Origin of the sequence: Methylobacterium sp. J-059 (assembly GCF_022829485.1) — a bacterium.
GTDB lineage: Bacteria > Pseudomonadota > Alphaproteobacteria > Rhizobiales > Beijerinckiaceae > Methylobacterium.
This window is the reverse complement of record NZ_JAKSYA010000140.1, coordinates 1-11,504: the sequence shown is the minus strand read 5'-3', so window position 1 is coordinate 11,504 and position 11,504 is coordinate 1. Positions and strand designations below refer to the sequence as shown.

Below are 11,504 nucleotides of genomic sequence, written 5' to 3'. Positions count from 1 at the left end.
GACAACTTCCTCGCCAGCGTCAAACTCGCTGCCGTCCGGGTCTGGCTGCGAACTTTATGAGTCCGCGACCTAGTCCGAGGTCTCGCGCGGCGCTGTCCCAACGCGGAAAGGAACGATGTGACGGTCATGTCCGGCCTCGTTTCAGGCGGCTGCGGCGGGTGCGAGCGCGATGTCGAGATGGACCGGGTTGTGAAGGGTGTTCGCCACTGCCGACCATAGAACCGTATGCCTGACGAGCGCCGCCAGTGCCTTTCGGGACGCATCGGCGTCCATCCTCACCGACACCCGGATGCTCTCGAAGCCGATGGTCCTCGGTTGCCGGTCGCCGCCGCCCCAGACCGAGGTCATGTGGATGTCGGCTTCGACGTCGAGTTCCAGCGAGCGGATCCGGATGCCCTGGGCGAGGGCGTTGGCGTGGATACCGATGGAAAGGCATGAGCCGAGGGCCGCGAGCAGGGCCTCGGAGGCGTTCGGGGCGGCGGCCTCGCCGAGCGGGCCCTCGGGCGCGTGCTCCGTCACCGGCTGCGGCGGCAGGTCCCGGATGTAATTGAGCTGGCTCAGCCTTCCTTGCGCCACAGTGCGGCAGCGCAGGGTCCGGACGGCGGTCGGGTCGGCCTTGCCCTGGTGGATCACCGTCTGGAGTTCGCGCTTGTCGATGGGGGCGGCGGCTCCAAGACCTGGTTTGACGGGTGGTGGTGCCATCGAATTCTCCAGGAAGGAAATAGTGGCCAGGAGAATTCTCGGATGGCGAAAATATTTCCTGCGTGGTGATTTCCTGCCATTCAGCATAGGCTCATCCGCGACGAAGTCGGCCACCAAAGCTGACGAGGAGGAATGCGAAAACGGATCGCGGGGAGCACATGCTGGACTGGGACGACCTGAGATTTTTTCTGACGCTCGTCCGGCACGGCAGCCTTTCAAGCGCCGCCAAGGTGCTCCACGTCTCGCAATCGACCGTGGGACGGCGCCTGAACTCGCTGGAGGCGACCCTTGCGGTGCGCCTGCTCAACCGGACCCCCGACGGCTACGTGCCGACGCTGGCCGGGAAGGAAGTCCGCGAGAAGGCCGAGCGTCTGGAAGCCGAGGCCTTGGCCCTTGAGCGGGATGTCACCGGCCGCGACAGCCGTCTGCGGGGGCTGGTCCGGGTGACCTGCGCCGAGACGATGGCCGCGCACCTGCTGGCACCGAGCTTCGCCGGCCTGCACGCCAGGCATCCCGACATCATGATCGAGCTGATCCCCAACCCGAGGGAACTCAGCCTGGCGATGCGCGAGGCGGACATCTCGGTCCGCATGCGGCAGCCCGAGCAGAACGACCTCGTGGTGCGGCGCATCGGCGGCATCGCCTTCGGCCTCTACGCCACGTCGGATTACATCAAGGAACGGGGCGACCTGAACTTCGCCGAGGGCTGCCCGGACCATCACCTGATCACGCAGATGGAGGACAGCCAGGAGATGACGCAGTCGGCTTGGCTGACCGAGATGGCCTCGATGTCCCGTGTCGTCCTGCAGACGAGCAGCCACGAGGCCGCCGTGCAGGCCGCTGCCAGCGGCGGCGGGCTCGCCTGCCTCGCCCGTTTCCGAGGGGACGACGAGCCCAGGCTGATCCGTATGGACGTGCCGACGGAACCGCCCAGCGCCGACATCCTCCTGCTGGTCCACAAGGACAATCGCGACACGCCGAGGATACGGACGGTGCTCACGCACATCACGGAAAGCCTCCAGGCGCTCGCCCACCTCCTCCAGCCACCGGGCGCGAACGAGGAGGACGTGCGGGCCGTCGGCGCCTGACAAGGCGCCTTCACCCACCGACGTGGGCCGGACTTGATCCAGAACAAAGTATCGAGGGGGCCGAAGGGGCAAACCCGGGGGATGAACGGGGCGAGCAGTCTTTGGGCGCCCGACAACCCGGAACACGAACATGCAACGGCCAGCCAGATCCATCGCCCTCGGGGCGGTCGTTTCGCTCTCCCTGATGGCCCCGCTCCGGGCCGCCGAGGAGCCGAAGGCCGGACCCATGGCGGAGACGGATGCCAAGCCGGCGCAGGCCTGCCTCGACCACCTCAAGGCCTTCGACGCCCGGATGGAGAAAGACGGCTACTGGCTTGGCGGGTCGGGCTACGGATACGGCTATCCCCTCGGCGGATACTGGTTCGGCGGCTTGGCCGGGAACAACGGCATGGCGATGGGCGCCGCGTCCGCGATGATGGGGTACGCAAACGCCCGTCCCGGATACGAGGTCCGGGTGCTCCTCTCCGCCGCCGACATCCTGGCGCGCCACGGCAGGCAGCAGCCGTGCGAGGACGTGCTGGTCCAGATCCAGGCCAGCTACGACCGGTACAAGACCGGCATTCAGGGCCGTGACCTCCGGGTCGCGAACGCCCTGGGCTTCCGCGAGCAGGAGCTCTCGCTGGCGCGGCCGGTCGTGAGCCGGTCCGTCGCCTTCCGGTCGGACGACCTGCTCGGGAGCGAGGTGCGCACGCCGAGCAACGTGGCACTCGGCAGCGTGGACGACATCGTCATGGGGCCCGAGGGCGGCGGGATCGCCTACCTCGTCATCGCTCGCGGCGGCGTCTTCGGCCTCGGCGAACGCCACGTCGCGGTCCCGTGGGACCGGTTCAAGGTCTCGCCCAACCTGAACATCCTCGTCCTCGATACGACCAAGGACGCCATGGACCAGGCTCCGCGTATCGTCGAGGGCCGGTTCGTCAAGGCGGAGCCGTTCGCCCTGCAGACGGCGAAGGCGGACGCCTATTGGGGCGTCGCCTCCAAGACCCCGCAGGTCGATTGAGAACGCCCCCGTCGGCAGGCCCGCCCTGCCGTCTACACCCCACACCACGAATGGATCGCGACATGAGAACGACGACGGTACTGACGGCGACCTTCCTCGCCCTGACGACGATAACGACGGCGATGGCGCAAACGCCGATGGCACCTTCCACGGATGCCGCGGCGACGATGCGGGAGGCCGGGCGCGAGGCGAACGAGGCCGCCGATGCGGCCCGTGAGGCGGCCCGGCTCGCGATGCAGGCCTCGAAGGCGGCGGTGAAAGGTGCCCCGAAGCAATCCGCCGACATGATCGGGAAGCTCGTCACCGACGCCGCGGAGGCCGCCAACCGGGCCGAGACCAAGATCGCCGCGGCCAACAGGGCGGCGGGGGTCTCGGCGAACGCCTCGATGCGCAAGGCCGCCGATTCCGCGCAGAAGTCCGTGGAGGCGACGCAGGCGGCGGTGCGGAAATCACAGGATGCCGTCGCGGCCTCGATCAGCTCCAACATGGCGGCGATGCGTCGGGCGGCATCCGGAGCGCGTGCGTCCATCGTTCGCGCGGCGACGGCCACCGCGAACGCCGCCCGCGCCGCCCGCGAGGCGGCCAGGACGACGTGGGACCGCGACATGGCGCAGAGCCAGGTCCGCGGCTGACGAGGGCCGCACACGGCTGATGGGCACCAATTCGGGGGAAGGACGATGGCGATGAGCAAGATGGCACGGATCTGCGAGGAAGCCGCGCACCAGCATGACCGGGCCGCCGCCCATTACCGGCATTCCGCCAGGCATCTTGCGAACGGCGAGCACGCCGCCGCCGCCAAGGAGCGGGACCTCGCCCTCGACCACTCGGAGAAGGCCCGGATCGACGAGGTCGGGCTCCGACCCGATGGCATCGTCTCCCACGAGCGCACGACGTCCGAGGCCGCCTGGCACTTCATGGGCTAAACGCCCAGGCCACCTTCGGATCCCACGCACCCCGACGAGGAAGCCCCGATGCCCCCGAGTGGCCCGACCCTGCTTTCCCGAACCCGTCACTGGCCCATCTCTCCTCAGGCCGATCGGAGCCCGCTGTCGGAGCCGCAAGGCGTGCCGGACTACGGGCCCGGACATCCGCTGGCCGCAGCTTGGCAATAATCACACCGGGCTTCGGAGACTTGGCCATGCCATTCGTTCTGCAAGTCCAAGTGCCATACCATAGGGCGGACGCTTGAACCGATTCGGAGCACGCTCGGGCAACGCCATACGCCAAACCAAGGCAACCTCCGGCGTCCTGCTCGGCCGTCAGCAGCAGGCAGCAGGCAATGGTGGGGAAGGGCGGACGAGTTCGTAAGTCCAAGATGCTTAAGCAGTCCTGAATGGCGATTCATCGTCGATGAAAGCCAAGACGTCGGTGGGGAACCGGATCGCTCGACTGAAAATCGATTTGCTCGAATCAAGCAGCCATGCCTAAGCTTGACCGTCATCACTTGTAACTGCTTGCAGACGGTTACCGCAAATGCCCGGCACCACGGACGTGCGCACCTTGATGCGCGGCGCACTCACGTCACGCCGCGAGGCAACACGGCGCGCAAAGGTCGACCGGCCGGCCGTGCTGCTACAGCGCCCGACGGAACGCTCGTTCGCACGCACCTGCGAGGTCAACGATCTCTTGATCGAGGGCACGGAGGCGGTGCTGCGCGAGAGCGGCCGCCTGCCGCCGTACCGGGACACGAGCTGAGAACCGTCGCGCCTCGATCCGAAGGGCCACGGCATCACGACGCTCCGACGTCATGACGCTCCAGCATCGCAGCGCATCGACGGCCGATCGATGCGGCGCCTCACACGCGGAAGCCGGACGAAGACCGCCCGGTCCGCACCGTCTCCGCTCTCGGACATTCGGGTTCGACGGTCGCCGGGGTGGCGCTCCTGCCGCTACCACTCGTTATCGCCATCGGCTCGCTGGTTCTCAGCGGCCTCGCGGGCCGGATCGCGTCCAGACCCCGCCTGATTGCAGGTCCCCTGGCCGTCGCGGCCGGGTTCCTGCTGCTTCTGCGTATCGGCGGACACAACGCCCACGGGTCGACGGTTCTGCCCGGCACCTTCGTCGCGGCACTCGGCATGGCCTATGACGTGGCACCGCTCACGAGCGCGGCGGTCGGGTCCGGCGACGAACGCTACAGTAGCTTGGCCCAGGGGTTCAACACCGCCGTCGCCCGTGCGGGGGCTCGTGGCCACGAGCTCGATCGGAGGGATCCTCGCCGCCCGTGGCTCTGTGCTGGTCGATGCCTTCGTCGTCGCCGTCGTCGCGAACGTGGTCGCCTACATCGCTGCCGCCGCCGGTCTGATGCCAAAGCGCCCAAACGCCTGAATGCCGCGTCCCGGCCTAGTGCCGTCGGACCGCTCGATCAATTCAGCGCCGACGGCTTCACCCGAGCGGTGCTGTAAGCCCGTTCATGACGTCGCTCAACGCCGCCTGGATCATCTCGCGTCAGGATCACGTGGTGGCGCCCTTCACATTCCGACAGCCACCGGACGTGACCGTCGACCGGCGTCGCCGCGGTGGTTCGTCAATTCGCTCCACGGACGAAGGCATAGCGACCGACGGAGGCGGCACCGCCGCGATGATGCACGGGCGCCGGTATACGATTGTCCGGTTTCGCGCCGGGCGCACGACGGGCATCGGACGCGTGAGTGGAGGCGGCGCGCAAGGCGCTGCGCAGGCGCAGGACCTCGTCGCGAAGCCTCGCGTTCTCGCGCTCGACTTGCCCCAGCCGCTCGACACCCTCCGGCGGCAGGCCGCCGAGCCGTCGGCGCCAGCGGTAGAACGTACCGATCGAGACGTGAGCGGCGGAGCAGATCTCCGCGATGGCGGTCCCGGCTGCGGCCTCCTTCAGGAGGAACGCCACTTCCTGGTCGGTATGCCGGGATCGACGCATGCGCAGCTTCCCTGTTCGGAGCCGTCCGGTCGCCGCGATGCAAGAGCAGTCTTCGCGGCGCCCTCGACGCCTTGGAATGCCCGATCTCTGCAAGAGCCGGACCGACGCCCAAACGGCAATTTTGACGTTTGGGCACGACCGCGCCCACAGGGCGGGCGCCATGCCGGCCATTTGCGCACGCCGCCGCCATGCCTGCAGTCACTTTGGTCTTCCGCGCACAGCCCCGCGCCCGGACAATCCGACAGCGAGGTAGGGGCATGGGTCCGATGGCAGAATTCACGAGACGGGGCTTGATCGGAACCGCCGCGGCGCTCGCCGCCCCAGCCCTGATTCGCCCAGCTTGGGCGGCAGAGACGGTCAAGCTCGGCTGCCTGTTCTCATCGTCTGGAACGATGGCCAACATCGAGGGGCGGCTCAACTATGTCGTCCGCATGGCCGCAGACCAGCTGAACGCCAAGGGCGGCGTCAACGGGCGCCAAGTCGAGGTCGTCACCTCGGATCCGGCCTCCGATTGGCCGCTCTACGCGCAGATCGGCCGGCAGATGCTGCAACAGGAGAAGGTCGCCGCCTTGTTCGGCTGCTGGACCTCGGTGTCGCGCAAATCCGTGCTGCCGGTGGTGGAGCAGAACGACGGCCTGCTGTTCTATCCGCTCCATTTCGAGGGCGAGGAGAACTCCAAGAACGTCGTCTACGTGAACTCGCCGCCGGCAAGTTCCGTGCTGCCGGCCGTGGATTACCTGATGGGGTCCGAGGGCGTGTCCGCCAAGCGCTTTTTCATGATCGGCTCGGACTACGTCTGGCCGCGGACCATCAACAAGATCCTGAAGGGATACTGGGCGTCCAAGGGCATCGCCGAGAGCGCGTGGCGCGAGGAGTACGTGCCGCTCGGCTTCTCGAACTTTCAGACGCTGGTGAACCAGATCCGCACGTTCGCCGCACAGCCCGGCGGCCAGCCGATCGTCGTCCTCACTGTCGTCGGCTCCTCGATCCCGGACTTCCTACGCGAGTTCGCCAACCAAGGCATTCTCGCCACCGACGTGCCGATCCTCGGCCTCGACATGGTCGAGGCGGATCTGGAGGGCCTGGATACGACCAAGCTGGTCGGGCATCTCAATTGCTGGGCATACCTTCAGGCCGCCAAGGGTGAACGCAACGCGGCGTTCCTCTCGGATTGGGCGGCCTATGTGAAAGCCAAGAACGTGCCCTTCAGCGCCGACACGGTGATCGATCCGATGGTGTCGGCCTACGACAGCGTCCAGCTTTGGGCGCTGGCGGCCGCGAAGGCGAAGAGCTTCGCGGTGCCCGAGGTGCGCAAGGCCTTTGCGGGGCTCAGCTACGAGGGACCGTCCGGTTACACGCTGACCATGACAGGCGAGAACAACTACGTCTCGCGCGGGATCTTCATCGGCTCGGTCAACGAGAAGCGCGGCTTCGACGTCTTGTGGCAGTCGCCGGATGCCCCCAAGCCTGTGCCGTTCAGCCCGTATGGCTGAGTTGCCGCAACCGGTGTCGTTTCTCGTTCGCGGGGTGCGGGTCGCCCTCGCCTTGATCCTGATGGTGTCCGCTTCCATGGCGCAGGCCGCTGCGGACCCCATCGACCGCTCGGCCCTCGCCAGGGCCGTCTGCAGCGACGGAGCCGGCCTCGCTCGCGGCGCGGAAGATGTTGTCCGATCCGCCGCCACCGCCAGCGCCGACGACCTCGCGTTCTCCGGCTCCATCCTGCGGGCGCTGCTCGACCGACGCCTCGCCTGCGTCGGGGACACGGCGGTCCTGCTCGATCGCCCAGGGGGCAGCGAAGGCCGCGATGCCGCGACCGGCGCGACGCGGTCGGCCGCCGGCGCACGCTCGCCGGTCCTCGGCCTGCGCCAACGCGGGCTCGTCGAGACAGGCGCTGGGGTCGTCGCGCTGCTCACCGGCGCCAGCACCGCCCAGCGTTCGGCCGGACTCGCCACCCTGGAGCGACGGGCCGCAGCGGTGCCCGAGGCCGACACCATCCTGGAGCGCGCCCGCGCCGCCGAGACGGATGCGGTTCTACGCGCCGCGATCGTTCAGGCAATGCAGGCCGCCGCGCTGAACGCCCCCGAGCCCGCGCGCCGCCGGGCGGCCATCGGCGCCATCGCCGACGCCCCGTCGAGCGCCGCACGCTCCCGGCTCGCGAGTTTGCGGACCGATCCTGCCTATGCCGCGGATCCGGCGTTCAAAGCCGCGCTCGATGCGGGGATCGCGCGGGTCGAACGCGCGGTCACCATCGGCGACGGACTCGCGCTCTCCTACAACGCCCTGAGCTTTGCCAGTATCCTGTTTATGGCAGCGGTCGGCCTCGCGATCATCTTCGGGCTGATGGGGGTGATCAACCTCGCCCAGGGCGAGCTCATCATGGTCGGCGCCTATGCCGCCTACGGCGTGCAGGAGGCCTTTCGGATGGTCGCGCCGGGTCTGATCGACCTCTACCTCGTCGCGGCGATTCCCGTCGCGTTCCTGGCATCGGCCGGCGTCGGCATCGTCGTCGAGGCCTTGATCCTACGCCACCTCTACCGAAGGCCGCTGATGAGCCTGCTCGCCACATGGGCGGTGAGCCTGTTCCTGATCAATCTTGTGCGCGTCGTCTTCGGCTCGCAGAACCTACAGTTCGGCATGCCGTCCTACGTCAGCGGCGGTGTCCCGCTCTACGCCGACTTCATCGTCACCTGGAACCGGCTCTTCGCCATCGCCTTCGCCGCGGTGACGCTCGCCGCGACGCTGCTGATCCTCAAGCGCACGCCGCTCGGCCTCGACATCCGCGCGGTGACGCAGAACCGCGACATGGCCGGCGCGCTCGGCATTAGGACCCGACGGGTCGACCGCCTCGCCTTCGGTTTCGGCTCAGGGCTCGCTGGGCTCGCGGGAGTGGCCCTATGCCCGATCTACAGCGTCAATCCGGGCATGGGCGCGACCTTCATCGTCGACAGCTTCATGGTGGTGGTCCTGGGCGGCGTCGGCACCGTGGTCGGGACGGTGGTGGCGGCGCTCGGCATCGGCGGGGCCAACGTGCTGATCGAGCCGTTCTACGGGGCGGTCGCGGCCAAGGTGATCGTGCTCATCGGCATCATCGTGTTCCTCCAACGACGCCCCGAAGGCCTATTCGTTGCGAGGCGTCGGCGATGAGCGGGGCAGCCGAGAGCCTGCTGTCCCCGGTCAACGCACGTCCGCGTCGGTTGGCCGCGTGGCTTCACGAACCGCTCCTCGTCGGCATCCTGCTGCTGATCCTGGCTGCTTGCCTGGTGCTCGTCGGACTGAAGCCCGCCCCCTACGTCGTCAACACGATCGGGCAACTCGCCGTCTTCGCGATCCTCGCCGTGTCGCTCGACCTCATCTGGGGCTACCTCGGAATCCTCAGCCTCGGTCACGGGCTGTTCTTCGCCATCGGCGGCTACGTCTGCGCCATGCACCTGTTGTCGCACGCGTTCTCCGCGACGGGGGTCGCGCCGGACTTCGTGCAGTTCATGGGCTGGAAGACGCTGCCGGCCTACTGGGCCGGGCTCACCAACGCGCCCTACGCCCTGTTCCTGGCGATGGCGCTGTCGGGGGCCGTCGCCTTCGTCTTCGGCTTCGCCTCGTTCCGCTCGCGGGTGAACGGCGTCTACTTCTCGATCATCAGCCAGGCACTCGTCTACGTCGCCATGTTGCTGATGTTCCGCAACGATACCGGGCTTGGCGGCAACAACGGCATGACCGGCTTCCCGCTGCTGTTCGGATATCCGATGGGCTCGGCGGCCGTGACGACGGGCCTCGCCCTAGCCTCGCTCGGCGCGCTGGCGGCGGTTCTCGTCGGCACCCGCGCGCTGGTGGCGGGGCGGATCGGGCGACGCATGCTGGCGTGCCGCGACGACGAGACCCGGCTGCGCACCCTCGGCTACGGCACGACACGGCTGAAGCTCGGGATCTGGTGCCTCTCGGCGATGATCGCGGCGCTGGCCGGCGTGCTCTACGTGCCGCAGGTCGGCATCATCAACCCGCGGGTGCTCGCCCCCGACCTGTCGATCGAGATCGCGGTCTGGGTGGCGATCGGCGGGATGGGCCGTCTCGGCGGTGCGGTGATCGGTGCGGTTGCGGTCAACGCGCTCAAGTTCTGGCTCAGTGCGGCGATGCCGGAGGCGTGGCCCTTCATCCTGTCGGGGCTGGTGCTCGTGGTGGTGCTGGCATTGCCGAACGGCCTGCTCGACTTCGCCTCCCTCCGCACCAAGCCGACATGGCTGCGCAACGGAGGGGGCCGGTGAGCGCCCTTCTGGTCGACAAGCTCGATGTGGTCTTCGGCCGCTTCCGGGCGCTGACCGCGCTATCGCTCGCCGTCGATGCCGGCGAGGTCCGCGCCGTCATCGGCCCGAACGGGGCCGGCAAGACCACGCTCCTCGACGTGATCTCCGGAATCACCAAGCCTCTCCGCGGCCGGGTGATGCTCGGCGACAGCCTGGACCTCGCCAGGTGCTCCGAGGCTGGGATCGCCAAGGCAGGCGTGCGGCGCAAGTTCCAGAAGCCGAGCGTCTTCCCGGCGCTGACGGTGTACGAAAACCTCGACATCGGCTGCGGCGCTGGGCTCCCGGCATCGGAGCGCGCCGCGCGCATCGGGGCGGTGCTCGGCGAGATCGGCCTCGAACCCCGCGCGCACGCACTCGCCGGGGCACTTGCCCACGGCGAGAAGCAGTGGCTGGAAATCGGCATGGTGCTGGGTTCGAACCCCAGGATCATCCTGCTCGACGAGCCGGTGGCGGGGCTCTCGGACGCGGAGACCGAGCGCACCGCCGCGCTGATCCGCGCGCTGCGAAGGCCCGACCGGGCCATCGTGGTGATCGAGCACGACATGGCCTTCGTCGAGGCCATCGCGGACCGGGTGACGGTGCTGCACGAGGGCCGCACCCTCTACGAGGGCGGGATGCGCGGCGCTCGGGCAGATGCCCGCGTGATCGAGGTGTTTCTGGGCCGATGAGCATGCCCGAAGCACCGCCGATGCGGCTCACGGTCGAGGGGCTCGACCAGCATTACGGCAGCGCGCAGGTGCTGCGCGGCGTCGCGCTCACGATCGAACCGGGCAGCTGCCTCGCAGTGCTCGGCCGCAACGGCGCGGGCAAGACCACGCTGCTGCGGTGTCTGGCCGGGCTGATCCCGGCGAGCCGCGGGCGGATCGCCTTCGACGAAGACGAGATCGCATCCTGGCCGACCGATCGGCGCGCGCGGGGCGGGCTTGCGACGGTGCCTCAGGGCCGCGAGATCTTTTCGGATCTGACCGTCGCAGAGAACCTGCGCGTCGCCGCCCGCGCTCACGGGCTGGAGCGCACCGGGGCGGTGGACGAGGCGGCGGCGCTGTTTCCTGCGTTGCGCGAGCTTTGGCACCGGCCCGGGGGCAACCTCTCGGGCGGGCAGCAGCAGCAACTCGCCATCGCCCGCGCGCTGGCGACGCGCCCGCGGCTGCTGCTCCTCGACGAGCCGACCGAGGGCATCCAGCCCTCAATCGTCTCGGCGATCGAGGCAGTGATCGCCGGCCTCAAAGGTCGGATCACCGTGCTGCTCGTCGAGCAGTATCTCGATTTCGCGATCCGCCTCGCCGACTCCGTCGTGGTCCTCTCGCGCGGGGGCATCGTCGAGCGGAGCGAGCGCGGCGCGATCAGCCACGCCGACCTCACCCGCCACATCGCCGTCTGACATCAGGAGCGCACATGCCGACGCATCACGAGATCCCGGCCACCCCCGACAAGATGGTGCTCGGCTACTTCGACGCCGCGCTGCCGCCGGTGCTCGAGATCGCGTCCGGGGACACGGTCACCCTCCATTCCTTCCCCGCCGGCGG

Annotated in this window: 13 protein-coding genes and 1 pseudogene; 12 read left to right on the top strand and 2 right to left on the bottom strand. The window is 68.6% G+C overall.

The window, feature by feature from the left end; genetic code table 11:
* Positions 1-141 precede the first annotated feature (141 nt).
* Entirely contained in the window at positions 142-702 is a 561-nt protein-coding gene (locus tag MKK55_RS20800; protein WP_147724815.1) for an OsmC family protein, read from the bottom strand.
* 158 nt (positions 703-860) lie between these two features.
* Here MKK55_RS20800 and MKK55_RS20795 point away from each other — a divergent pair, with 158 nt between their 5' ends.
* The 6 genes from MKK55_RS20795 (at position 861) to MKK55_RS20770 (ending at position 5,115) form a co-directional block, all read left to right on the top strand.
* Complete coding sequence (locus MKK55_RS20795; protein WP_243937439.1) at positions 861-1,790, top strand: LysR family transcriptional regulator; 930 nt, start codon at positions 861-863, stop codon at positions 1,788-1,790.
* 130 nt (positions 1,791-1,920) lie between these two features.
* Positions 1,921-2,790, top strand: coding sequence for a PRC-barrel domain-containing protein (locus MKK55_RS20790; protein WP_243937438.1), 870 nt, complete (start codon positions 1,921-1,923; stop codon positions 2,788-2,790).
* A gap of 62 nt (positions 2,791-2,852) precedes the next feature.
* Entirely contained in the window at positions 2,853-3,422 is a 570-nt protein-coding gene (locus MKK55_RS20785) for a hypothetical protein (protein WP_147858521.1), read from the top strand.
* A gap of 51 nt (positions 3,423-3,473) precedes the next feature.
* Complete coding sequence (locus tag MKK55_RS20780) at positions 3,474-3,713, top strand: hypothetical protein (protein WP_147728921.1); 240 nt, start codon at positions 3,474-3,476, stop codon at positions 3,711-3,713.
* 550 nt (positions 3,714-4,263) lie between these two features.
* A complete protein-coding gene (locus tag MKK55_RS20775) occupies positions 4,264-4,485 on the top strand; it encodes a hypothetical protein (RefSeq protein ID WP_243937437.1) in 222 nt (73 codons plus the stop codon).
* A gap of 489 nt (positions 4,486-4,974) precedes the next feature.
* Positions 4,975-5,115, top strand: a complete 141-nt coding sequence (locus tag MKK55_RS20770) for a hypothetical protein (protein WP_243937436.1) — start codon at positions 4,975-4,977, stop codon at positions 5,113-5,115.
* Between the two features lie 199 nt (positions 5,116-5,314).
* Here the strand turns inward: MKK55_RS20770 and MKK55_RS20765 are convergent, their stop codons facing one another.
* The gene (locus MKK55_RS20765; RefSeq protein ID WP_187274695.1) at positions 5,315-5,683 is read right to left on the bottom strand and encodes a transposase; all 369 of its coding nucleotides are present in this window, start codon (positions 5,681-5,683) and stop codon (positions 5,315-5,317) included.
* Positions 5,684-5,949: 266 nt separating this feature from the next.
* Between MKK55_RS20765 and MKK55_RS20760 the strand changes: the two genes are divergently transcribed.
* From MKK55_RS20760 to MKK55_RS20735, 6 genes and pseudogenes are all read left to right on the top strand, one after another.
* Complete coding sequence (locus tag MKK55_RS20760) at positions 5,950-7,176, top strand: transporter substrate-binding protein (protein WP_147728917.1); 1,227 nt, start codon at positions 5,950-5,952, stop codon at positions 7,174-7,176.
* A gap of 13 nt (positions 7,177-7,189) precedes the next feature.
* Positions 7,190-8,827 carry an urea ABC transporter permease subunit UrtB gene (urtB, locus tag MKK55_RS20755; protein WP_243937435.1) on the top strand — a complete coding sequence of 546 codons (1,638 nt, stop codon included), beginning with the start codon at positions 7,190-7,192 and terminating at the stop codon, positions 8,825-8,827.
* Complete coding sequence (urtC, locus tag MKK55_RS20750) at positions 8,824-9,939, top strand: urea ABC transporter permease subunit UrtC (protein WP_243937434.1); 1,116 nt, start codon at positions 8,824-8,826, stop codon at positions 9,937-9,939. The genes urtB and urtC overlap by 4 nt, the downstream gene beginning before the upstream one ends.
* Entirely contained in the window at positions 9,912-10,646 is a 735-nt protein-coding gene (locus MKK55_RS20745) for an ATP-binding cassette domain-containing protein (RefSeq protein WP_279596303.1), read from the top strand. The genes urtC and MKK55_RS20745 overlap by 28 nt, the downstream gene beginning before the upstream one ends.
* Positions 10,643-11,359 carry an ATP-binding cassette domain-containing protein gene (locus MKK55_RS20740; protein WP_243937433.1) on the top strand — a complete coding sequence of 239 codons (717 nt, stop codon included), beginning with the start codon at positions 10,643-10,645 and terminating at the stop codon, positions 11,357-11,359. Before MKK55_RS20745 ends, MKK55_RS20740 begins: the two co-directional genes overlap by 4 nt.
* 14 nt (positions 11,360-11,373) lie before the next feature.
* Positions 11,374-11,504 (top strand): annotated as a pseudogene (locus MKK55_RS20735) (amidase); the annotation flags it as partial.